The sequence below is a fragment of the Daejeonella lutea genome (assembly GCF_900168015.1).
GTDB lineage: Bacteria > Bacteroidota > Bacteroidia > Sphingobacteriales > Sphingobacteriaceae > Daejeonella > Daejeonella lutea.
In genome coordinates this window covers 45,063-68,146 of record NZ_FUYR01000006.1, presented here as the reverse complement: position 1 = coordinate 68,146, position 23,084 = coordinate 45,063, and the positions used below count along the sequence as shown (strand labels likewise).

General features: G+C 40.8%; 19 protein-coding genes. 10 read left to right on the top strand and 9 right to left on the bottom strand.

All coding sequences use genetic code 11. From position 1 onward, the window contains the following. Positions 1–228: 228 nt before the first annotated feature. Positions 229–1,590: a pyridoxal-phosphate dependent enzyme gene (locus B5X60_RS17125; RefSeq protein WP_079703963.1), complete on the top strand. Its 1,362-nt coding sequence runs from the start codon at positions 229–231 to the stop codon at positions 1,588–1,590. Between the two features lie 252 nt (positions 1,591–1,842). On the opposite strand, the gene B5X60_RS17120 is transcribed toward B5X60_RS17125, so the two are convergent. The 5 genes from B5X60_RS17120 to B5X60_RS17100 form a co-directional block, all read right to left on the bottom strand. After that, positions 1,843–3,381, bottom strand: a complete 1,539-nt coding sequence (locus tag B5X60_RS17120) for a glycosyltransferase family 39 protein (RefSeq protein WP_079703962.1) — start codon at positions 3,379–3,381, stop codon at positions 1,843–1,845. Between the two features lie 76 nt (positions 3,382–3,457). Continuing rightward, positions 3,458–4,783: a UDP-N-acetylglucosamine 1-carboxyvinyltransferase gene (gene murA / locus B5X60_RS17115; protein WP_079703961.1), complete on the bottom strand. Its 1,326-nt coding sequence runs from the start codon at positions 4,781–4,783 to the stop codon at positions 3,458–3,460. Between the two features lie 138 nt (positions 4,784–4,921). Next, positions 4,922–5,608: a DUF4290 domain-containing protein gene (locus B5X60_RS17110; RefSeq protein ID WP_079703960.1), complete on the bottom strand. Its 687-nt coding sequence runs from the start codon at positions 5,606–5,608 to the stop codon at positions 4,922–4,924. 64 nt (positions 5,609–5,672) lie between these two features. Further along, entirely contained in the window at positions 5,673–7,943 is a 2,271-nt protein-coding gene (locus B5X60_RS17105) for an ATP-dependent helicase (RefSeq protein ID WP_079703959.1), read from the bottom strand. A 101-nt stretch (positions 7,944–8,044) separates the two neighbouring features. Next, positions 8,045–9,502: a tetratricopeptide repeat protein gene (locus tag B5X60_RS17100; protein ID WP_079703958.1), complete on the bottom strand. Its 1,458-nt coding sequence runs from the start codon at positions 9,500–9,502 to the stop codon at positions 8,045–8,047. 133 nt (positions 9,503–9,635) lie between these two features. On the opposite strand from B5X60_RS17100, the gene B5X60_RS17095 reads away from it, so the two are divergent. The 3 genes from B5X60_RS17095 to B5X60_RS17090 all read left to right on the top strand — a co-directional run bounded on the left by B5X60_RS17095 (position 9,636) and on the right by B5X60_RS17090 (position 11,568). After that, a complete protein-coding gene (locus tag B5X60_RS17095) occupies positions 9,636–9,884 on the top strand; it encodes a hypothetical protein (RefSeq protein WP_079703957.1) in 249 nt (82 codons plus the stop codon). Positions 9,885–9,923: 39 nt separating this feature from the next. After that, a complete protein-coding gene (locus B5X60_RS18340) occupies positions 9,924–10,088 on the top strand; it encodes a hypothetical protein (protein WP_170878486.1) in 165 nt (54 codons plus the stop codon). 106 nt (positions 10,089–10,194) lie between these two features. Further along, the gene (locus B5X60_RS17090; RefSeq protein WP_079703956.1) at positions 10,195–11,568 is read left to right on the top strand and encodes a dipeptidase; all 1,374 of its coding nucleotides are present in this window, start codon (positions 10,195–10,197) and stop codon (positions 11,566–11,568) included. Between the two features lie 102 nt (positions 11,569–11,670). Here B5X60_RS17090 and B5X60_RS17085 read toward each other — a convergent pair whose 3' ends face one another. Beyond that, positions 11,671–12,768 carry a mandelate racemase/muconate lactonizing enzyme family protein gene (locus B5X60_RS17085; protein ID WP_079703955.1) on the bottom strand — a complete coding sequence of 366 codons (1,098 nt, stop codon included), beginning with the start codon at positions 12,766–12,768 and terminating at the stop codon, positions 11,671–11,673. 152 nt (positions 12,769–12,920) lie between these two features. Between B5X60_RS17085 and B5X60_RS17080 the strand changes: the two genes are divergently transcribed. From B5X60_RS17080 to B5X60_RS17065, 4 genes are all read left to right on the top strand, one after another. Further along, positions 12,921–14,948, top strand: a complete 2,028-nt coding sequence (locus B5X60_RS17080) for a thioredoxin domain-containing protein (protein WP_079703954.1) — start codon at positions 12,921–12,923, stop codon at positions 14,946–14,948. A gap of 36 nt (positions 14,949–14,984) precedes the next feature. After that, complete coding sequence (locus B5X60_RS17075; RefSeq protein WP_079703953.1) at positions 14,985–15,482, top strand: FKBP-type peptidyl-prolyl cis-trans isomerase; 498 nt, start codon at positions 14,985–14,987, stop codon at positions 15,480–15,482. A 222-nt stretch (positions 15,483–15,704) separates the two neighbouring features. Next, the gene (locus tag B5X60_RS17070; protein ID WP_079703952.1) at positions 15,705–16,619 is read left to right on the top strand and encodes a PepSY-like domain-containing protein; all 915 of its coding nucleotides are present in this window, start codon (positions 15,705–15,707) and stop codon (positions 16,617–16,619) included. A gap of 135 nt (positions 16,620–16,754) precedes the next feature. Further along, on the top strand, positions 16,755–18,665 hold the full coding sequence (locus B5X60_RS17065) for a beta-N-acetylhexosaminidase (protein ID WP_079703951.1): 1,911 nt from the start codon (positions 16,755–16,757) through the stop codon (positions 18,663–18,665). Between the two features lie 86 nt (positions 18,666–18,751). Here the strand turns inward: B5X60_RS17065 and B5X60_RS17060 are convergent, their stop codons facing one another. Then, positions 18,752–20,380 (bottom strand): ABC-F family ATP-binding cassette domain-containing protein, encoded by a 1,629-nt coding sequence (locus B5X60_RS17060; RefSeq protein WP_079703950.1) that lies wholly within the window; start codon positions 20,378–20,380, stop codon positions 18,752–18,754. Between the two features lie 91 nt (positions 20,381–20,471). On the opposite strand from B5X60_RS17060, the gene B5X60_RS17055 reads away from it, so the two are divergent. Continuing rightward, positions 20,472–21,023, top strand: coding sequence for a hypothetical protein (locus B5X60_RS17055; RefSeq protein WP_079703949.1), 552 nt, complete (start codon positions 20,472–20,474; stop codon positions 21,021–21,023). Positions 21,024–21,076: 53 nt separating this feature from the next. After that, positions 21,077–21,529 carry a 3-oxoacyl-ACP synthase gene (locus tag B5X60_RS17050; RefSeq protein WP_079703948.1) on the top strand — a complete coding sequence of 151 codons (453 nt, stop codon included), beginning with the start codon at positions 21,077–21,079 and terminating at the stop codon, positions 21,527–21,529. Here the strand turns inward: B5X60_RS17050 and B5X60_RS17045 are convergent, their stop codons facing one another. Next, the gene (locus tag B5X60_RS17045) at positions 21,530–22,432 is read right to left on the bottom strand and encodes an alpha/beta hydrolase family protein (protein WP_079703947.1); all 903 of its coding nucleotides are present in this window, start codon (positions 22,430–22,432) and stop codon (positions 21,530–21,532) included. Between the two features lie 87 nt (positions 22,433–22,519). Then, positions 22,520–23,032 (bottom strand): DUF2911 domain-containing protein, encoded by a 513-nt coding sequence (locus B5X60_RS17040; RefSeq protein ID WP_079703946.1) that lies wholly within the window; start codon positions 23,030–23,032, stop codon positions 22,520–22,522. Positions 23,033–23,084 lie beyond the last annotated feature (52 nt).

The following is a 23,084-nucleotide window of genomic DNA, read 5'->3' as shown; positions in this document are numbered from 1 at the left end:
TTAGGTGGATTTATTTAAATATTATTAACCTAATCGACATAAATTGTTTATATCCAAATTATTACTTGCTGAATCCAATAGACAATCCAATTCAGATGTTAAAATTCGGGCAAAGCTGACCTAAAGCCGATGATGCTTTCCAATTGTTGTGTCACAATTAATCCCCACTCTTGTTAATAGCCGGTAGAATAACAATTAACCTTCATAGTATTTCCGTAATTTTGCATCATGTGGTATAACAATATTCTCGAAACGATAGGTAATACTCCCCTGGTCAGGTTAAATGCGATCACGAAAGACGTTAAAGCGACTGTCTTGGCGAAGATCGAGACTACCAACCCAGGCAATTCCATTAAGGACCGGATGGCAGTAAAGATGATTGAAGATGCGGAGAGAGACGGGCGCCTCAAACCGGGAGGAACCATTATCGAAGGGACATCCGGAAATACCGGAATGGGTCTCGCCATTGCAGCCGTGATTAAGGGATACAGATGTATTTTTACTACAACAGATAAGCAATCAAAGGAGAAGGTTGATGCCCTAAGGGCATTTGGTGCCGAAGTGATAGTTTGTCCAACAAATGTTGATCCTGAAGATCCCCGTTCATATTATTCTGTTTCTACCCGGCTCGAACGTGAAGTACCAAATTCATGGAAACCGAACCAATATGATAATCTCTCAAATTCTAAAGCTCATTACGAACAAACCGGCCCGGAGATCTGGGAACAAACTGAAGGAAAGATCACTCATCTGGTAGTCGGCGTTGGAACGGGGGGGACAATTTCGGGAGCAGGAAAATATTTGAAGGAAAAGAACCCGAACATCAAGGTTTGGGGAATAGACACTTATGGTTCGGTGTTCAAAAAATACAAGGAAACCGGAGAGTTCGACAAGAATGAGATATATCCTTATATAACAGAGGGCATTGGCGAAGATTTTTTACCAAAAAATGTAGACTTTGATGTAATCGATCGTTTTGAAAAAGTTACCGATAAGGATGCAGCCTTGATGACACGTGAGATAGCACGTAAAGAAGGTATTTTCGCAGGTAATTCAGCAGGGTCGGCCCTTGCCGGACTTATGCAGCTGAAAGGTGAATTAAAGGAGGGTGACATTGTAGTAATTATCTTTCATGATCATGGCTCCAGGTATATGGGCAAAATGTACAATGAGGATTGGCTTCGTGAGCGAGGTTTCCTGGCCGACGAGAAGCTTACAGCAAAATCGATCCTGTCTAGAAGGGATCGCCAGGATATCATCACAATTGACTGTGAAAAATCTGTGCTTGAAGCGATAAATACGATAAAGTCGCTAAATATATCTCAGATTCCAGTAACTCAGCAAGGGATGATCATCGGCAAACTTACTGAAAGTGATATTTTAAATTCGGTGCTCGAAAATCCAGGCTTAAAATCCGGTAGTATCAAAGAAATTATGACCGCTTCGTTCCCATTCATTGACTTGAACACTTCAATTGATAAAATTTCGTCGATCATCAATAAAGACAATATGGCTGTATTAGTCGAAGACGAAGCCGGCAAGATTGAGATCATAACTCAATATGATATAATCAATGCTATTTCAGCCTAAGTAGAGCTGAGGGTACAAATATCGGTGCACCTCACTGCAACGCTGAAGTTAATCACTGCAGTGATGCAGTAAATTGCTGCAACGCCCGAGTAAATTACTACAGTGATGGAGTAAATTACTGCAACGCCCGAGTAAATTGCTGCAGTGATGGAGTAAATTACTACAGTGATTGAGAAAATAACTGCAGACAATCAGCAATTAAACGAATGCATTGTTGAATTAGGTTCAACATGCATCAAAATGGTGATGGGATCAGTTCAACTCTTTTGATCGCTCTGTTTTGTAAAAATTGTTAACGTCAATTAGTGGCTCCGATAAAAGATAAATTCCTGTGTCCTTTTCGCGTGCATAGGGATTTTCCACTTTGCCAATATCTACCTTGCTGCCAAAAGCCCCAGCTATTTTATCAATATCATCGTCGATCATAATGATGTATTTAGTTTCGATGGAGTCAGGTGACCATAACGCAAAACTACTGCTTAAACTCACGGGATCAGGCAAATCATACTTTTCCCCGTAATGCTGAATTGCACCGGCCAGCCCATAATTCCCGGCGATGAGCGTAGTCTTTGATCGTTCTTCTTTCGGGATTTTCTGATATGCAGCTTTCGCATGTTTTGCTATTTCCTCCCAGCCAAGCATGTCAGCGTAGTCCTGTGTGGTAGCGTGGGTCTTTTGATCTTCCCATTTAACAGGAAATTCCAGGCCCCTATCAGTAGTGAATTCAAAAAAACGAAGGGTAGAAGCGAAGGGTAAAATAGGAATAACGGTGGGCACAAGTAATAGGGAAGGTGCTAGCAATAAACAAACTGCCGCATACCTGAACGGTGCTACAATACTCCCCAATACTTTATGAAGACAAATGCCACCTGCCGCGAACAACATTGGAAATGCTCCAAAACTGTAATAGACTTTGCCGTTAAGAGCGAGTAAAAGGACCACAACCACAATAAATGAATACGCCATGAAGATGTACCTTTTATTGCTTTTGGTAAAGAAAAGATAAATGAGTCCGGACAGCCAAATAACGGATGCAGAAGCGTGGATTATCAACAGTTGAACAAGAAATTTCAAAGGGTCGATATAGTCGAGTTGCGTCTCCTTCAATTCTTTCATATGGGACACAACCGGCAAGTCATGTGTTATCTGCCAGATGAGATTGGGCAGGAAAATGACGAAAGCAATTAAAAATGCAACAATCCAGGATTTGTTTAGCAGAATCCTTCTTTGAGGGCTTATGAGGACACCGACAATCAGCGACAGTATGAAAAATGCCATGGTGTACTTAGTTAGCATCCCGACACCGACTGTTAATCCCAATAAATAGACATAGCTTGTTTTTCTTGTTTGAATGTGTTTGAGGAGCAGATAGGCCGTTATCACCCAGAATAATTGATCAAAAACCACGGGTTGAAGTAAATACCCTGAAGCTAAAAACGACGGGGAAATCACCATGGCTCCGCAAGCTACGATCACGGAAAATCGCTTGCCGTTCATGGAGATTACAAGCAGCCCCGTAATGAAAACAATTAATGCGCTCGCAATAGAGGGCAAAATTCTCATGGCAAAAACACTATCACCCAGAAAAGCGTAGGAGAACCAGGAAATACCTGCTATAAAAGGTGGAACTTCTTTGTATCCCCAATCAATATGTTCAGACATTGCCATATATAGCAATTCATCCCGGTGAAATCCGAAATTACTATTAGACACGAGATGTAAAACCAGTTTGAGGAATGAAAAGAAAAGGACGACCTGGATTTCTTTTGCGTTTCTTTGATAGAAAGACATTGAGACTGGATTAAAATTAAATCTACAAAAAAACGGATTGAAATTTCAATCCGTTTTCTAACAAAGCATTTGAAGCTTAATGTCCGCTGTCATTCGCAGTAATACGCTTTATATTAGCTCCGATAGCCCTAAGGCGAATATCGATATCCTGGTACCCGCGTTCAATTTGTTCAATGTTAAAAATCGTTGAAGTTCCCTGCGCCGAGAGGGCAGCAATAAGAAGTGAAACACCGGCGCGAATATCCGGTGATGTCATAGAAATCCCACGAAGCTTAACTTTTTTGTCAAGACCAATTACAGTAGCACGATGCGGGTCACATAAAATAATCTGTGCGCCCATGTCAATTAACTTATCGACAAAGAAGAGCCTGCTTTCAAACATTTTTTGGTGAATCAGTACGTTGCCTTTAGCCTGAGTAGCAACAACAAGCATAATACTTAACAAATCGGGGGTAAATCCTGGCCAGGGTGCATCAGCTATCGTCATGATCGATCCGTCAATGAAGGTATCAACTTCATAGTGTTTTTGAGATGGGATGTAAATATCGTCACCCCGAAGTTCGAATTGAATACCCAGTTTTCTGAAAACTTCTGGTATCATACCTAGTTCCTCAAATCTTACATCTTTGATCGTAATCTCTGATTCTGTCATTGCTGCCAGGCCAATAAAAGATCCAATTTCAATCATGTCGGGAAGCAGCCTGTGGTCGGTTCCACCTAACTTTTCTACACCTTCTATGGTCAGCAAGTTTGAACCTACACCGGTAATTTTAGCGCCCATCCGGTTAAGCATTTTACATAACTGCTGTAGATATGGTTCACATGCAGCGTTGTAAATAGTCGTAACTCCCTTAGCAAGAACAGCTGCCATTACCACATTGGCTGTTCCTGTTACTGAAGCTTCATCCAGGAGGATATAAGCGCCTTTTAAATCACTTGCATCAACATTGAAAAAGTTAGTTTTTTTGTCGTAAACGAACTTTGCACCCAATTTCTCAAAGCCAAGAAAGTGTGTGTCGAGACGCCTGCGTCCAATTTTGTCGCCTCCAGGCTTTGGAATAGCTGCCTTGCCAAAGCGGGCCAGCAGGGGACCGACTATCATAATGGAACCCCTTAGGCTTCCACCTTTCGAACGAAATGATTCTGAGTGGAAAAAGTCAAGATCGATATTAGCGGCTTCAAAAGTATAGGTGTCTTTGCTTAAGCGTTCAACCTTTACTCCCAAATCACGAATCAGTTCAATCAGTTTATTTACATCCTTTATGTCAGGAATATTGCTTATTGTAATTTTCTCTGGTGTAAGTAATACGGCAGAAATAATCTGCAATGCTTCGTTTTTTGCTCCTTGAGGGATTATTTCTCCCTTTAATGGCTTACCACCAACAATTTCAAATGCGTTCATTTATGGGCTATGTGCTATGGCTATGGGCTAAGAGCTATAAGCTTCGAGCACCGAGCGCCGTTTTCTGTTAAAATTTATAAATTCCTTTTTTACCTGGGCTAAGCTCATTTCTCAAAGCGCTTTACTCACCGGCACTGACTAATATCTTTTGCCTCCCGAATTATTTGACCGTTGGCGATTTGATCCGCCGGCATTATTCCTGCTATTTGTATTATTCCTGTTTTTATTGTTCTGGTTGCTATTTCTCTGTCTGTTATTCGCCGGGGCAGGTGTTCTTACTTCGATTCGTTGCAGGTTGACGTTATCTTCCAGTTGCAGTGCACCGTTAGACATCTCACGAAGATCTTTTATAATCGTTTCATCAGCAACACTGTCTTTATTCCAGGTTACATATGCCATTTTCATAAAGTTAGCAATGGACTGAATCATAAGCTGCTTGCGTTGTGGCTCCTCAATAGCTTTTGCGCGACTGATCATCAGCTCAACGGTTTTTCCGTAATGTTTATACTTTATTCGTTGCTGAGGGTATGATAGTGGCGCTGGTTTAAAGCGGATCGCATCTTCAGACGGTTTTGGATATGGTGAATCAACGTCAATTTTAAAATCCGATATGATATGCAAATGATCCCAAAGTTTATGTTTGAAATCAGCTACATCGCGCAGGTGTGGGTTTAAAAAGCCCATCAAGTCAATTACAACCTGGGCATAACGATTCCGCTCGTCTTTAGTAGGCAAATCGACGATATATTTTACCATATTCTGTACATTCCGGCCGTATTCCGCAAGAATCAGTTTTTTCCTGGTGGTATTATAATCAAATGTCATGGTAATTCATTAATTCCGCTAACTCAAATATGTGGTTTGTGAGCTTCAGAGCGGCATTTTGGTTTTATTTTACAATTTTCAATTTAGCAAATTTTAGCAATAATTGCTTCTGCCCTAAATCTTTAAAAAATATCGTGGCCTTGACATCGGGTTTACTCCCTTCAAGGTTTATTACTTTTCCGAAGCCAAAGCGTTCGTGTTCAACTTCCATACCTACCTGAAGGCCAGAGGTGTCGGAAGGGGCGAAGTCAGCACTCGGTACATGGGCCTTTGGTAAGATTGATGTAGTTTTTTGCGGTGGAGCTGGCTTTGGCCTGCTGAACGTTTCTTTTTGCTGCCACGCTGACCTTTCATCATCAAAAAATGGATTGCCGGAACCTTTCAATTGTGGCTTAAAGTCCAGTTCCAGATAACTGGCATCAATCTCATCAATAAATCTGCTGGGTTCGCAGCTGGTGAGCGTTCCCCAGCGATATCTCGAAGTCGCGTATGATAGATTCAGCTTTTTGCCTGCCCGTGTTATTGCAACGTAAAAAAGTCGCCGCTCTTCTTCCAGATCAATGCGGGAACTGAGCGACATTTGTGAGGGGAAAAGATTTTCTTCAAGGCCCACAACAAAGACGTTATCAAACTCCAATCCCTTTGCCGAATGTATCGTCATTAGTGAAACGGTATCGGCGTTGGGGTTCTTATCGTTATCGTCATTGGTGAGAAGGGCAACATCCTGCATGAACACATCAAGGCCCTTTTCTTCCAGATCTTCCCGCTCACTGAATTCTTTTATCCCATTCAAAAGTTCCTGAATGTTTTCGTACCTGCTTAAACCTTCGATGGATTTGTCAGAATAAAGATCTTTTAAAATAGTTGAGTGCTGAGCGATGTGCAATGCTGTATCATAGGCAGAATGAGTTTTCGTCATGACCTGAAAACTCTGGATCATTAAAGCAAAATTTCCCACTGCCGAGGCACTTCGCGCATCAAGGTATTGGTGAGCATTGGTAATTATTTCCCAAAGTGTCAGGTTTTGCTGATCAGCAGCGATGATAATTTTTTCGATAGTGGTATCTCCAATGCCACGTCTGGGATAGTTTATAACACGCTTGATCGCCTCTTCATCGTTTGGATTGAAAGTCAGTCTGAAGTAAGCGATCAGGTCTTTAATCTCCTTGCGCTGATAGAACGAGAGACCGCCATAAATTTTATAGGGAACATTCAGCTTGCGGAGCGATTCTTCCATTGCCCTGGACTGGGCATTGGTGCGATATAAAATAGCAAAGTCTTTATATTTTGATCCCTTTAAGGCTTGTTCCTGGGCAATTGATTCAGCAACGATTTTACCCTCCTCATTGTCACTGAATGCACGCGATACTTTTATTTTATCACCCGTTTCGTTTTCCGAAAAAACAGATTTTTTCAGCTGATTTTTGTTGTTGGCAATAATGCTGTTTGCAACATTAACGATATTTTGCGTTGAACGATAATTCTGTTCAAGTTTGAATACTTTAAGATCGGGATAGTCTTTTTCAAAATTGAGAATGTTCTGGATGTTCGCGCCCCGGAAAGCATAAATACTTTGGGCATCATCGCCTACAACGCAAATATTCTCATTGTTTGCTGCTAGTTTTTTGACAATCAGATACTGTGAAAAGTTTGTGTCCTGATACTCATCTACCATCAGATATTTAAACTTATTCTGGTATTTGTAAAGGACATCAGGATGTTCCCGTAATAAAACATTTGTCTTGTATAGCAGATCATCGAAATCCATCGCCCCGGCTTTGTAACAGCGCTGAGCATAGGTTTGATAAATTTCTCCCATTTTGCCCCGGCCGGATGAAAAATCTTCAGCTTGAATGTGTTCATTTTGGAGGTATTCTGCCGGGGAAATCAGGTTGTTTTTTGAAGAGGAAATACGATTGTAAACGAAGTTTGCATTGTATAATTTGTCATCAAGCTGCTGCTCCTTTAAAATGCTACGGATTAAGCTTTTACTATCGTCTGTATCGTAAATAGTAAAGTTATTGGGATAACCGATCTTCTGTGCCTCTACTCTCAATAACTTTGCAAACACCGAGTGAAAAGTACCCATCCAGATATTTTTCGCTTCAGTGCCAACTACCTTCATGATGCGTTCACGCATTTCTTTGGCAGCCTTATTTGTGAACGTAAGCACGAGGATATTAAAAGGATCTACACCCTTACGGATCAGGTGTGCAACTCTATAGGTGATAACTCTCGTTTTACCTGAACCAGCTCCAGCGACAATCATCACTGGCCCTTCTGTCTGCTCTACTGCCGCCCTTTGTGAAGGATTTAAGCCGTCTAAATAATCCAAAATTTACTCCTGTTTTTTCCGGCTAAATTACTAAAGAGATTCGAGATTAAGACTTCCCGCAGCCCCTGGATCTGCAAATTGTTGAGAAAAACTAGTATACGTTAATCTTCGTTGATCAAACTCGAGCGATTCGGATTGTTTAGGTTCTCATTGATATTGATGATTTTATCATCAAGGTCATTGATGCATTTTCCCATTTGTTCAACAAATTCCTCTTTGTCAATAAGATTGTCATTTTCCAGAAGCATAAGTCCTTTTAGAGTCGCAACAGGACTTCTGATTTGGTGAGAGAGATGCGAAGAATATTCCGATAATTTTTTATTCTTGTTCTTTAAATCCATTGTACGGATTTCAATCAGTTCTTCAAGATTTTGGTTGGTCCGGTCAAGGTCGTCTTTTTGTTTAGAAACTTCCTGGTTGAGTCGCGTCAATTCCTTGTTAGTCTGCGCTGATTTTTTCACATTTTTAACCAGTAGAAATATTACGAAAAAAGCCAGCAATGCGACAATACTGCTGGCCAAAAACAATATTTGAGAATATTTCTGCTTGGCGATAATTAGTTCACTTTCCTTCTGCTTTTCCAGCTGCATGTGTTGCGTTTCCAGCAGACTTATCTTGTCGGAGATATTGTTAGCATAGCGTGCGCTATCTTGCTTATATGCCTGTTGCAGATATTGGAGGGCTTTAAAATAATTTTTGCGTTTATTTTCCAGCTCGTATGAGGTGAGGATATAGTTATATTCAAGTTTTTCGTCCTTCAATATCCTCGTAAACATCAGCCCTTCTTTTATGGTGCTTTCTGCTTCATCAAACTGCTTTTGAGCGATGTGTATAGAGCTAAGTGTTAAATTGATAGCAGCGGCAGAATTTATAAGCTTTTCCTCTTTTGCTTTTGCAAGGCCCTCTTCAAGGTTTTTTTTAGCACTTTCGTAATCCCGCAAGTTGAGGTAAAGGACTCCAAGATTTTGATGGCTTTGAATAACGCCAACCTTATTGCCGAGAGAATTAAACATCGATAAGCTTAACTTATAATAGGATAAAGCCTTCGAATAATGCTTTAATTTCTGATTGGCTGTGCCGATATTAAGGTATAGTCCTGCCTGTAAATCCTTGATGTTTAACTTTTTGGCAATTTTCAGGCTTTTATTAAAATTTTCGAGTGACTTGTAAGAATCTATGTCACGGTAGAGATTGCCTATGTTGTTAAAGACTTTTGCTTCTCCCTGGAGATTTCCGGCTTTTTTAAAATACGTTAGGGAGTTTAAATAATTCTCAATCGCCCCATCAATAGAATTTTTATAGCTTTTTCCGATACCGATAACTCGATAAGATTCGGCAATACCATTAGTATATTCTAGTTTTACCGCTAGTTTTAAAGCTTTATTCCCATTTGATATTGTGAGGCCTGGATTTGTGAGCCTGGCGTTAAAGGCTTGATTATTAAGAGCAATTACTGTGGAAGTATCAGAATTTGTTGTAATATTTGTAGAACTTTTTACACTGGCTTGCGTATAGACGTTAAAGCTTATAAATAACAATATAATGTTCAATATTCTCATTCCAGTATTTGACTGTAAGTTTAGAATAAATTTAGTCAATTAGAAGAAACCGTTTGAAAATTATTTATTCGAGCAGCATTTAAAGATCATAATCATATTAACACTAACAATAAATTAACAAAATCAAAAAATCATGAAAAAAGTATTATTAACGGTCGCAGTTTTAGGAACAATTTTTTTTACTGGATGTGAAAAAGACGAGGCTTTAGTGCCAGCTGAGAAAACTTTACTGAAAGCTGATAAAGGTATTCTATGTCGTGGTTGCGGCGATTGGGATATTGTTGATCCTGAAGCTACTTCGTTGAGAACCGCTACCTATGATGGCGCTACCGATACTGTAGCAGCTCCAGCTAAGCCAGGTAAGCCAGTTAGAAAAAAATAATCTGAACAAATTCTATAACAGCATTTAATACATATCGCCATGAAAAAACTTATAATCGCCATAGTATTGGTAGGATTTATCTCTTTAGGTTTCACTGTAGTTAATAATACACCTGAGAAAAAAGAAGTTGTTAAAGTACCCAAAGCAGAGAAAATTGATTTCTCTGGTAACCTCGACGAAAAGCGACTGGCAAGCTGGGACTAAACGCCTATCAAGTTAATATATATAATAGCCGTTTCACCTGGTATTTTCTTTACCATTTATGGAACGGCTATTTCATAGATTTCTATCTTTGCTAAAAACCAATTATATGCAAGAGATAAGAAAGTATGTAAGTGATAATAAACAGCGCTTCCTTGACGAGCTTTTTGAGCTGCTTCGATTTCCTTCTGTTAGTGCAGATCCGAAGTTTAAAGAGGATGTCATAAAGACAGCGGAATTTGTTGCGGAAAAGTTGAAAGCTGCCGGTGCGGAAAAAGTAGAGATTTGTCCCACCGCCGGCTATCCCATCGTGTACGCGGAAAAGATCATTGATAAATCATTGCCTACGGTATTGGTATACGGACATTATGATGTTCAACCTCCCGATCCCCTCGACTTATGGAAAACTCCGCCGTTCGAACCAACAATTCGCGATGAAAAGATCTACGCCCGTGGTTCTTGCGATGATAAAGGTCAATTCTATATGCACGTCAAAGCTTTCGAGCTTATGATGGAGACTAATACCTTACCCTGCAATATTAAATTTATGATAGAAGGGGAGGAAGAAGTTGGTTCTGCCAATCTGGGGATTTTTGTTGGGGAGAATAAAGAGCGGCTAAAAGCGGATGTGGTCCTGATTTCTGATACATCTATGATCAGTCTAGAACACCCTTCTTTGGAAACCGGACTGCGGGGTTTATCATATGTTGAGGTCGAGGTTACCGGGCCGAATCGTGATTTACATTCTGGTGTGTACGGCGGTGCAGTTGCAAATCCTGCCACCATCCTGGCAAAACTTATTGCCTCAATGCATGATGAAAATAATCACATTACTATCCCAGGATTTTACAAAGATGTAGCGGAGCTATCCGCACAGGAAAGAGAGGATCTTAACAAAGCTCCTTACGACGAGGCTGAATATAAAAAGGACCTGGAAGTTGATGAACTTTGGGGTGAAAAAGAGTATAGTACTTTGGAAAGAACTGGTACCCGTCCTACCCTTGAAGTAAATGGAATATGGGGAGGTTATATTGGCGAAGGGGCAAAAACCGTTTTGCCTTCGAAAGCTTACGCAAAAATTTCCATGAGGTTGGTGCCGAATCAAAATTCGGATGAAATTACCAAGCTTTTCCAGGATCATTTTGAGAAAATAGCACCAAAAAGTGTAAAAGTTAAGGTTAGCCCTCACCACGGTGGTGAACCTGTTGTAACCCCGACTGATAGTGTGGCATACAAAGCAGCACAAAAAGCAATTTTACAATCTTTCGGTAAAGAACCGATCCCAACCAGGGGTGGGGGAAGTATTCCCATTGTTGCCTTATTCGAAAAGGAACTTGGTATTAAAACAGTTTTAATGGGATTTGGACTTGATAGCGATAATTTACATTCTCCGAATGAGAAATTTGATATCGCGAATTTTTACAAGGGTATCGAAACAATTCCACTGTTTCACAAATATTTTGCTGAGCTAAGTAAGTCGTAGAGGTGAAACCTTAGAGGTGATAATAGGGAGTTGAGAGTGGAGAGTTGCGAGTGAACATACAGAGTTTAGATAACTCTCGATTCTCAACTCTCCACCTTCAACTTATACACTGAACTTTTCGCAGGTTTTCAGGAATTCCTCATCCGCGTCGGCACCGATTCCGGGATTATCAGGAAGATCCAGAAAGTACCCCTCGTAAGTGAGTCCGCCCGTTACGGGATCGACCAAATGCCCCAAAAGGCAAGTGTCAAGGTCGAAAAATTTAATATTCTTGCAGGCGTAGGCAAAATGTAAATTTGCAGTTAGGGCAATTCTGCTTTCCAGCATACTTCCGATCATGCAGGGAATACCGGCCTTAGACGCTTGGTCATGTATCTTCAAACCTTCATTAATTCCACCTGATTTAGCGAATTTTATATTGATATAATCACAGCTTGCTGAATTGATAAGTTTTCGGGCATCATGGTGGTTATAACAGCTTTCATCGGCCATGATCTTAATAGGGGTTTGCTCTCTTAATGCTGGAAGCCGGTCATCATACCAGGTTCGCATCGGCTGCTCACAAAACTCGATATTCAGGTCTTTCATCCCGTTCAGGCATTTCATAGCAGCTTCGTAATCCCAACCCTGGTTGGCATCGATTCTTAAAACCATCTCAGGTCCTACAGCTGCCCTGATCTGACGCATTCGTTCAAGGTCGTCATCAGGCTTTTTACCTAACTTGATCTTTAAGATTGTTGCACCCAGTTTTTTATATCCTAAGGCAAATTTGCTCATTTCTTCCGGAGATCCAATTCCGATTGTCATATCAGTTTCGACTGTCCTCCTTTCACCGCCTAAAAATTTATAAAGTGGCTGACCAGCAGCTTTAGATGCCAGATCATATAAGGCCATATCAAATGCGCTTTTTGCTGTGGGATTGTGGGCTGCAACATTGTGCAGATCCTGTATCCGGGCATCGATATCCGCTGCATCTTTACCTTTCCACACTTTGGCAAATTCTTTTGCCATGGTCAGGCAGGTATCTTGAGTTTCTCCAACGATCATCGGAAAGGCAGAGCACTCGCCAACGCCATAATGGCCTGTATCGGTGTAAACTCGCACGAATACATTCTGAGCATAGTCCATAATTCCGGTCGCTATAACGAATGGTTCCATCGGAATGCTAAAACGATAGATGTCAGTATGTGTAATTTTCATTATTGATTGCTTTTATTGCCCCGAAAGTAAGAGTTTAACTATTATGGATAAAAATAAACTTTACCCTTTTGTCAGGGTTACTTTTTAAACATGTGAAGCTTTCTGCGGAGTTGAGAACCTGCTTCATTACTTTTACAGAAAATATATCAATCATGTCAAACCGATTAAAAGATCAGACCTCTCCCTATCTGCTGCAGCATGCTAATAATCCTGTCGACTGGTATCCCTGGGGAGAAGAGGCACTGTTACGCGCCAAAGTGGAAAATAAGCTTATCCTGGTAAGTATCGGATATTCTGCGTGCCATTGGTGCCATGTAATGGAACATGAAAGTTTCGAAGATCAGGAGGTTGCACGGGTAATGAACGATAATTTTATTTGTGTAAAGATCGATCGTGAAGTCCGGCCTGATATTGATCAGATTTACATGAATGCCGTACAACTGATGACAGGCAGCGGTGGATGGCCTTTGAATTGCTTTTGCCTGCCTGACCAGAGGCCCATTTATGGCGGAACTTATTTTAGAAAACCAGACTGGATCAGTTTGTTGAATAATTTGGCGGATTTCTGGAAAAATAAACCTGACGAGGCCGAGGAATATGCTGTGCGGCTAACGGAGGGAATACGGCAGAGTGAACAGCTGATACCTGTCAAATCTGAAGCAGAATTTAGTGTAAAGGATATAACAGAGATTTTCGAACCCTGGAAGCGCTCCTTTGATTTGATTGAAGGCGGTTACAACCGTGCCCCTAAATTTCCCCTTCCAAATAACTGGCAATTTATGCTGCGTTATGCACATTTGATGAATGACAATTCAGCCCATGTTGCTGTTAGCATCACCCTTGAAAAGATGGCTTTTGGTGGAATTTATGATCAAATTGGCGGTGGCTTTGCCAGGTATTCCGTTGATGGGGAATGGCATGTTCCCCATTTCGAAAAGATGCTATATGATAATGCACAACTAGTTTCACTCTATTCCGAAGCCTATCAGCAAACCAGGAATGAACTTTACAAAAATGTTGTGTTTGAAACCCTGGAGTTCATAAAAAGAGAATTGACATCCGCGGATGGAGGTTTTTACTCCGCACTCGATGCAGACAGTGAGGGGGTCGAAGGCAAATTTTACACTTTTACAAAGGATCAAATAATATCCATTTTAGGTGAAGATGCTGACATATTCAACATTTATTATAATATAACAAGCGAAGGTAACTGGGACGAAGAGCACACAAATATATTTCTTAGAAAGTTTGATGATACAGAATTAGCCAATAAATTGGGAATAGGTGAGAACGAGCTCAGGCAGAAGATTGAAGAAGCACGGGGGAAAATCTTTGAGGTACGGGAGGGCCGGGTTCGTCCGGGACTCGATAATAAGGTGCTTGCAGCCTGGAATGGAATGATGTTGAAAGCTTACACGGATGCCTACCGGGTGTTTGGTGTTGATGATTATCTAAAATCTGCCCTGTTAAGTGCAGAATTTATAAGTGAAAAGCTGATGAAAAATGGTCATCTATCCCGTGTCTACGGTGCTTTTGACGCATCTGACGCCTTTCTTGACGACTACGCTTTTTCTATTGACGGACTTATCGGTCTTTATGAAACAACCTTTGATGAAAAATGGATAAAGCTCGCCCGGCAACTGACTTCTCATACGATATCAGATTTTTACGACGAACAAAGCGGGATGTTTTATTTTACGTCAGCCAGGGGAGAGGAACTGATAGCCAGAAAGCAGGAAATAACTGACAACGTTATCTCATCTTCGAATTCGACAATGGCTCACAACCTATTTAAATTAGGTCATTTTTATAGCGATGACAACTATTTAAACATTTCTGATCAGATGCTGAGAACGGTGCAGCCCCACATAGTAAGATACCCCTCGGGTTACTCCAACTGGGCTTCGTTGTTATTATTCAGAATATTTGGAATTTATGAAATTGCCATAACAGGTTCTGCAACCGAAGTTAAGCGGCTAGAGCTGGAGAAACATTATATTCCAAATAAAATTCTTTTGGGCGGAACATCAGGAACATTACCTTTGCTTCAAGATAAAAGGCATACGGAAACAAAAATATATGTATGCCGAAACAGATCGTGTTCGTTACCTGTTACAGAGGTAGTTGACGCCCTAAAACAAATCGATAACCCAAGTACAACGCCGGGAAGCCGCAATTAAGGCAATTTTCAGCACATTACTTATTATTTTAAAACAATGAACATTCAACCAAACAGCGTTGTAGCGCTGACTTATGATCTGTACACCAAAGAGAATGGTGAGGAAGTATTTGTTGAAAAGGCAGATGAGCAGAATCCCCTGGTATTCCTGTATGCCGTAGGCATGATGTTGCCCAAATTCGAAGAGAACTTGCAGGGCCTTGCAGCCGGAGATTCATATGATTTTCATCTTGTTGCAGAAGATGCATATGGCGTAAAGGATGAGAATGCAGTAGCTGAGCTTCCAATAGACATGTTCGGTGAGATGGAAAAGCCAGAGATAGGATCTGTACTTCCCTTACAGGATAATGAAGGAAATCAATTTCGTGCTAAAGTCACGGCATTGTCTGATGCTGCGGTGACTGTTGATTTAAATCATCCAATGGCGGGACAGGATCTTCATTTTATTGGAAAAATCATCTCTGTGCGCGAAGCTACAGCTGAAGAGCTCGATCATGGACATGCCCATGGTGCTGACGGTCATGCCGGACACTAAAAGGTCATAAGCAAAAAGAAGAAGGGAAGCATTTTAATGTTTCCCTTTTTTGTGCGCTGAGGTGTGAGGTCAGAAGTCGGATGCATTTCCGGCATCTTTTCCTGGATATCAAAATAGGTCTCCTGCCACTCAGACCTCCGACTTCCCTCCTCTGAATTAATTCTAAAAAATCATGTGTTCTTCATTTTGCCGAAATAATTTCAATTCAAAATTAAAAACAAGATGAAAACAAACACACACTTAAAAAATGCTGTACTTATTCTGAGCATAGCTTTACTGGGAATGACTTCCTGCGAGAAAGAAAATATTAGGGGCGATGAAGAATTAGCCAATTTAAAACTTACCGCTGTAACAATCAGTAGTACTGCCGCAGTGACGGGGGCTAAGGGTGCGACGGATAGTTTGTATGCAATGGATGTATGCAAGAAAGGCGACAAGAAAGTTGCAGTTGAATTCTCTGCCCTTCCATCCGCAATCGCCACCTATCTGACAGCAAATTATCCGGGTTACACTTTCTCCAAAGCCTTCCAGATAGCAGACAAAACAACGGCTTCAGTAGCAGGATTTGCTGTTGGAATCGAGTTTAACGGAAAACCTGTTGCAATAAAATTCGACGCATCCGGGGCATTTGTAAAGGTTCTTGAAATTCGAGAAGGAAAAAGTCTTAAAGGTAAAGGGTTTCACGCAGGCGGTTGTTTTGACAATCGTGATGGTAAACAAAGGGATACCTTAGCATTAAGCACCCTGCCGACTGCGATTAAAAGCTATTTGACTGCGACCTATTCTGGCGATACATTGCTTCATGCATTTGTGAATAAAGATCAGAGCGTTATTGTAATCAGTAAAAATGTGAACTATTTTGCAACAGCTTTCTCTTCGTCTTCAGCGTTCATTAAACGAATTCAACTGCCTGCATTCCCTGCTAAAGGCAGGTCGATTGAGGCAAGTGTTCTGCCGGCTTCTGCCACGTTATATTTAAGTACAACTTATCCTAATTATGTATTTAAGAAAGCTTTTGAGATAAAATCCAATAACATAATTAAAGGCTATTTAGTGCTTATCGATGCGAATTTGACTAAGTATGCAGTTCATTTTGATGCTAATGGACAATTTGTTTCGGTTTTGGCAATCCGATAGACAAGGGTCTTTTTATTTAAGCAGCTTCTCCAAAGGGGAAGCTGTTTTTGTTTTCAAATTGCCCTGAATTCCGGTTCATGACTTGATATCTCCCGTTAAATGCATAAATTGCCACATTAACCCACAAATAACTTTATGAAAATTACTTTCCAGGTCTTATGTTTTTTGCTGCTCTCAGTTGGGGCATATAGTCAATCATCTGATGGTGTGATATCGATAATTCCTCAACCCGTTTCTATTGTGAAAGGGACTGGCCATTTTGCGCTACCTAAAAGTGTTGTAATTCAGGCGGCCGAAATGCCTGAACTAACACATACTGTTGCTATGCTTCGAGAAAGATTGTCAGAGTCCACTGGCTACAGGGTAATTTCAGTCACCTCATCCCCTGCACCAACTATCAAGCTTCAACTTAATACACAACCCGATTCGAGATTGGGGAATGAGGGTTATAATTTATCGGTAACACCTACGCACATTGTTATTAAAGCAAATAAGGCAGCAGGACTATTTTACGGCGCTCAAAGTCTAATTCAGCTTTTTCCTGAGGAAATAGAAAGTAAGGTTCAGGTAAATAGAGCAAGCTGGTTGATTCCAGTGGCAGAGATAACAGATTATCCTAAATTAGGGTGGAGGGGACTTATGTTTGACGTAGCCCGTCATTTTTTCACGAAGGCTGAAGTCAAGCAGTACATCGACGCAATGTCGCGGTATAAATATAATCTGCTGCATCTGCATTTAACAGATGATGAGGGATGGAGAATTGAAATTAAAGGTCTTCCGAGGCTTACCGAAGTAGGTGCGTGGCGGGTGAACAGGACCGGAACCTTTGGCGATTTTATTCCACCTACACCAAATGAAGCCCGTGATTACGGAGGCTTTTATACTCAGGAAGATATCAAAGAGCTAATAAAATATGCCAAAGAACGGTTTATAGATATTATGCCGGAGATCGATGTACCCGGTCATAGCCTGGCAGCGATTGCAGCCTATCCTGATCTTTCATGTACTCCTGAAGCTGTAAATTACAAACCACGGTCGGGTGAGAAGATAATGGACTGGTCTGGTGGTGCTCCGCCAAAGGCGCTGATTGATAATACATTGTGCCCAGCCAATGAAAAAGCGTATGTGTTTATGGATACTGTTTTATCACAGATCGCAAAGTTGTTTCCTTTTGAATATATCCACCTGGGAGGTGACGAAGCGCCGATCAATTACTGGCAAAATAATGAGCAAGTGAAAGCCTTAATGGTCCGCGAAGGAATGAAAGATATAAAGGAGGTACAGGGTTATTTTACAAAGCGAGTAGAAAAGATCGTTGAGTCAAAAGGTAAAAAACTAATGGCTTGGGATGAGGTTTTGGAGGGAGGTGTTAGTCAGTCGACAGCGGTGATGAGCTGGAGAGGGATGAAATACGGAATTGAAGCCGCTCATAACAAGCATCAGGTCGTGATGAGTCCCACAACGTTTGCCTACCTTGATTATATGCAATCTGATGTGATCTCCGAACCAAAAGTGTATGCATCACTACGCCTAAATAAATCCTATGAGTTTGAGCCTGTTCCCGACGGAGTGGACCCGCAATATATCAAGGGTGGACAGGCCAACTTGTGGACTGAACAAATTTATAATATACGTCAGGCTGAGTATATGACATGGCCAAGGGGCTTTGCAATTGCGGAATCTGTTTGGTCACCAAAAAACAAAAAGAACTGGCCTGATTTCTTTAACCGGGTTGAGAGTCATTTTAAGCGTCTGGATCTTGCTGAAATCAAATATGCTCCAAGTGTATACGATCCAATATTTAAAGCTAGTAAAACTCCAGATAATCGATTGAAAATTGAATTGAGCACCGAGGTTTCTGGACTTGATATTTATTACAGCTTTGATAATTCGTTCCCGGACAAGTTCTATCCGAAATACACAACGCCGCTAATCGCACCAATTGATGCGTTTCAGATGAAATTGATAACGTATAAGAATGGAAAACCAGTAGGGAGGATGCTTACAATGCCGATTTCTGAGTTGAAGACCAGAGCTCGACTTTAAGACTAACTGACTCATAAAAAAAAGCCGCTGACGATCGTCAGCGGCTTTTTTTATGGAGTTATAACGAGTGTTTCTAGATTTTTAAACTAAGCTAACGAATATAACTCTTCACGTTGTTGTTTAACTATATCGCTATTGATATACTCATCATATGTCATCAGTTTATCGATAATGCCACCAGGAGTAAGTTCAACAATGCGATTAGCCACTGTTTCAGTAAGTTCGTGATCCCTAGAAGTAAACAAGATTACACCCTTAAAATCTTTCATTCCATTGTTCAGTGCCGTGATAGATTCAAGATCAAGGTGATTGGTAGGTTCATCAAACATTAATAAGTTTGCCTGCTGCAACATCATTCTCGAGAACATACAGCGCATTTTCTCGCCTCCCGAAAGCACTGAAGATTGCTTGAGAACTTCTTCTCCGGAGAATAACATCCGTCCTAAAAAGCCACGGATAAACTGTTCGTCTTTTTCCCCTTCAGAATACTCACGCAGCCAATCTACCAGATTCGTATCTTTTCCTTTAAAATAATCAGAATTGTCATTTGGGATGTCGGCTGTATTGATTGTAACGCCCCATTTAAACTCACCTTTATAGTCTTTGTCTCTACCTGTGAGGATATCGTAAAATGCAGTCGTAGCTAAACTGTTTTCAGAAAGTATGGCAATCTTGTCGCCTTTATTTACCATCAGGTTAATTCCTGAAAACAAGATTTCGCCATTCAATTCTTTCCGGAGGTTTTCGATTTGTAAAATCTGGTCTCCGGCTTCACGTCCCTGGTGATTGAATATAATTCCAGGGTATTTGCGGTTAGATGGCTTTATTTCATCAATATTAATCTTGTCAAGGGCTTTTTTTCTACTGGTAGCTTGTTTGGATTTAGAGGCATTCGCACTAAATCTGCGGATAAACTCCTGTAATTCCTTAACCCGCTCTTCGGTCTTTTTATTCTGATCGGCACGCTGTTTTAAAGCAAGTTGACTAGATTCATACCAGAATGTATAGTTTCCAGTATAGATTGTCATTTTATTAAAATCTATATCCAGCACGTGTGTACATACTGTGTCCAAAAAGTGCCTGTCGTGCGATACAACTAGTATAATGCCTTCATAGGAGGCGAGAAAATCCTCCAGCCAGGCAATCGTCTGAATGTCCAAATCATTGGTTGGTTCATCCAGTAGCAATATATCAGGTTTGCCAAATAAAGCCTGGGCTAATAAAACCCTTACCTTTTGATTACCATCCAGATCTTTAACGAGACTATAATGGAACTCTTCTTTTATACCAAGATTACTAAGCATGGTGGCAGCGTTATTTTCAGCATTCCATCCATCCATTTCAGCAAAAATATTCTCCAGCTCGCCGGCCCTTTCACCGTCTTGCTCGGTAAAGTCTTCCTTTGCATAGAGCGTATCTTTTTCCTTCATCACGCTATATAGCTCCTTATGTCCCATCATCACCGTTTCAATAACAGGAAATTCGTCAAAAGCATAGTGATTCTGACTCAAAACAGCCATCCGTTCACCAGGGGTGAAAGAAACTGATCCAGTTGAAGGGTCTATTTCTTTAGAAAGAATTTTCAAAAACGTAGATTTACCCGCGCCATTTGCACCAATAATTCCATAGCAATTGCCCTGCGTGAATTTTAAGTTTACCTCTTCGAAGAGTGTGCGCTTACCGAAACGTAATGATAGGTTTGATACTGTAATCATGATTCAAAATAAAGTGCAAAGGTACGGAATTACAAGGGGAGTTGAAAGTATTGGCGCAATCTGTGTTTCGCCAATCAGCTGATTTTTAAACATGAAAAAGTCATTTTTAATAGAAGAGCTATCCAAGCCGATCGGTAAAAAATCAGTAATATCCTTTGCTCAGAAACATCGTGCTAAAGCGGATGAAGTTTTAAAATTGTGTGCTTATCAAAATTATGAGGTAGCTTTTCGGGCAGCCTGGATCCTGGAAGCAATTACAGAGCTGGATACGACAGCACTAAATCCCCATATCACCAAATTTATTGACACTTATTTAAAGTTGGCAAATCATGGCGTGCAACGCCATTTTACAAAGATATTAATGGGGCTTACGCATAGCTATGATGGAAAAATTGTCCTCCCGGAGGATAAAGCGGAAGCTGTTGTGGGAATCACGTTTGAGTGGCTGATCGAGCCACAAACTCCAGTAGCGGTTAAGGTGAACTGTATGGATATCCTTTACAATTTCAAAGATAAGAATGAATGGATTGCAGACGAGCTTCGGGCACAAATCGAGTTTCAGCTTCAGAACGGATCCGCGGCACTCCAAAGTCGTGGACGAAGAATTTTAGCAAAGTTTTCTAGGAAAAAAATTAAGTCTTAACAATTCTCTTATTGTAGTGTGCAATAGTCTTTTTAATTACGCTTCTTTGCCTAATGTCCGACATTAAAGAAAAACTTCACCGAATTTGCATGGATTATGTGGACGATCGGATTGCGAGTTCACAGCAAGCAATTACCGCAGCCCGTGAGTCAGCCAACGATGACACCAAAAGCAGCGCAGGAGATAAGTATGAGACTGGAAGGGAAATGATGCAGCAGGAGATCGATCGGAACAGGAAGCAATTGGAAGAATCACAAAAGCTAAGACTCGTACTCGAACAGATTGATCCTTCAAAACCAACTCTAATAGTTCAAAACGGCAGCCTGGTAAGCACCAACTTTGGTAAGTTCTATATTAGTATTAGTAGGGGGCAGATTTCAGTAGATGACTGCCACTATTTTGCTGTTTCTTCAGTCTCACCCATTGGTGTTAAGCTGATGAAACAGACTATCGGCTTTGAATTTGATTTCAATGGCAAATCCTTCCGGATAGAAAGGGTGGAATAGCTAGTCCTCGGGAGTCTCCAGACGAGGTATGGTTTTATCAAACCAATTTTTAGCCTCTGTTGTGAGGGCTATACGACGATTTGAAAAAGCATGGTCAGTATTCCAGATCTTATAAGTAAAATCTTTTTTCTTGTTGAACTTCGTGAAGCCCTGATTATTCATATGCTCATCAATAACCAATACGGGTTTGCGGGTTTTGGAAATCATTGATTCAATATTGTATTTATCAAGATTATTGAGGATGTCTGTAAGAAATTTGTTAGGGTCACAATTCAGCATACCAAGCGTCAGAAGATATTCTTTCAAGCCCCGGAGGTTTCCTTCGGCACCCTCTCCCTGCAGCAGTGTAAACGGGTTAAAAACAGAAACTCCTATAACGCTTTTTATCCGTGGGTCTTTCATTCCCGCTATTAATGCGAATCCGGCTCCCATGCTATGGCCAAACAAAGCAATTCGTTCTTTGTCGACTTTTAGTGTGCTGCTGTTAGCTGAATCTGTGATGTAATCCAGGACTGCTCCCACATCGTCAATTGAATTTTGGAAACCGAATGTTCCTTTGCTGCCCCATGCCCCACGATAATTGAAATATATAACATTGTAGCCACCGCGGCGGATGCTTTGTGCCATATCCAGGCTGCGTTCATTACCTGGAAGTCCGTGGAGCAGGATTACCGTTGGGTGAGGGCCTTTACCGTCGGCTGTGTAAGCAAGCCCATACATATTTGAACCCGATGAAGGAATTGTCAGCTCGACCTGGCCACCGGGATAAAATTCGTCTGGCTTAAAATCGTTATTCAGGTATTTGTCGTCGGGTTTGGTTAAGTGGTCGCGGCCTGATTTGCATGAAGTGATTGAGATTATGATAAGAAGGACACTAGCAAGACAATAGCAATTAAGCTTCATAAAGGTCGAAAGGATTTAAGCAAATAATTACGCATTAAAAAAGGGCTTAAGTTCACAACCTAAGCCCTCCTAATATAATCATTTTTTTTATTGAACCTTAAATTCAACTTCTGTGTTTGCCCAGTTAAGTGATACATCTCCATCTTTCTCAATATCGAATGTCAACATCTCCGTAAACTTTTCTGCCTTTCCTGGTTTTACATTTACACGCAGTACATCTTCTTCAGCTTTGTAGATAGTTCCCCACTGATTCCATGTCTTGTTGAAAATTATTGTCCATTCTTTTTCACCGGGAATACTATAGACACTATACTTTCCGGCAGGAAGCGTTTTTCCTTCAACCTTTACATCCTTTGAAGTTTCAAAAATCGTCGCTTCGTTAGCTCCAGTGCGCCAAACTTTACCAGCGGGAGTAAGAACGTCCATAGAACGACCTTTTACTGATGGTTGACTGTAATCAATGGAAATGGTTGCACCAGAGGCGAGAGTTTGAGAAACCTTTGCCGGCGGACTAGGCCTTTTGCTTTTATCCTGCTGTGCAGATGCATTAAAACTTGTGATAAGTCCGGTGATAAGTGCTAAAATGAATATTCTTTTCATAATTGGGTTTTTAATAAACTAATATAACTGATTTGGATAATGAGATAGATGT

Excerpts from the sequence above, each read along its gene's own strand:
- B5X60_RS17125 (WP_079703963.1), top strand. The coding sequence starts at position 229 with ATGTGGTATAACAATATTCTCGAAACGATAGGTAATACTCCCCTGGTC.
- B5X60_RS17120 (WP_079703962.1), bottom strand. The coding sequence starts at position 3,381 with ATGTCTTTCTATCAAAGAAACGCAAAAGAAATCCAGGTCGTCCTTTTC.
- murA (WP_079703961.1), bottom strand. The coding sequence starts at position 4,783 with ATGAACGCATTTGAAATTGTTGGTGGTAAGCCATTAAAGGGAGAAATA.
- B5X60_RS17110 (WP_079703960.1), bottom strand. The coding sequence starts at position 5,608 with ATGACATTTGATTATAATACCACCAGGAAAAAACTGATTCTTGCGGAA.
- B5X60_RS17100 (WP_079703958.1), bottom strand. The coding sequence starts at position 9,502 with ATGAGAATATTGAACATTATATTGTTATTTATAAGCTTTAACGTCTAT.
- B5X60_RS17095 (WP_079703957.1), top strand. The coding sequence starts at position 9,636 with ATGAAAAAAGTATTATTAACGGTCGCAGTTTTAGGAACAATTTTTTTT.
- B5X60_RS18340 (WP_170878486.1), top strand. The coding sequence starts at position 9,924 with ATGAAAAAACTTATAATCGCCATAGTATTGGTAGGATTTATCTCTTTA.
- B5X60_RS17090 (WP_079703956.1), top strand. The coding sequence starts at position 10,195 with ATGCAAGAGATAAGAAAGTATGTAAGTGATAATAAACAGCGCTTCCTT.
- B5X60_RS17085 (WP_079703955.1), bottom strand. The coding sequence starts at position 12,768 with ATGAAAATTACACATACTGACATCTATCGTTTTAGCATTCCGATGGAA.
- B5X60_RS17080 (WP_079703954.1), top strand. The coding sequence starts at position 12,921 with ATGTCAAACCGATTAAAAGATCAGACCTCTCCCTATCTGCTGCAGCAT.
- B5X60_RS17075 (WP_079703953.1), top strand. The coding sequence starts at position 14,985 with ATGAACATTCAACCAAACAGCGTTGTAGCGCTGACTTATGATCTGTAC.
- B5X60_RS17070 (WP_079703952.1), top strand. The coding sequence starts at position 15,705 with ATGAAAACAAACACACACTTAAAAAATGCTGTACTTATTCTGAGCATA.
- B5X60_RS17065 (WP_079703951.1), top strand. The coding sequence starts at position 16,755 with ATGAAAATTACTTTCCAGGTCTTATGTTTTTTGCTGCTCTCAGTTGGG.
- B5X60_RS17060 (WP_079703950.1), bottom strand. The coding sequence starts at position 20,380 with ATGATTACAGTATCAAACCTATCATTACGTTTCGGTAAGCGCACACTC.
- B5X60_RS17055 (WP_079703949.1), top strand. The coding sequence starts at position 20,472 with ATGAAAAAGTCATTTTTAATAGAAGAGCTATCCAAGCCGATCGGTAAA.
- B5X60_RS17050 (WP_079703948.1), top strand. The coding sequence starts at position 21,077 with ATGTCCGACATTAAAGAAAAACTTCACCGAATTTGCATGGATTATGTG.
- B5X60_RS17045 (WP_079703947.1), bottom strand. The coding sequence starts at position 22,432 with ATGAAGCTTAATTGCTATTGTCTTGCTAGTGTCCTTCTTATCATAATC.
- B5X60_RS17040 (WP_079703946.1), bottom strand. The coding sequence starts at position 23,032 with ATGAAAAGAATATTCATTTTAGCACTTATCACCGGACTTATCACAAGT.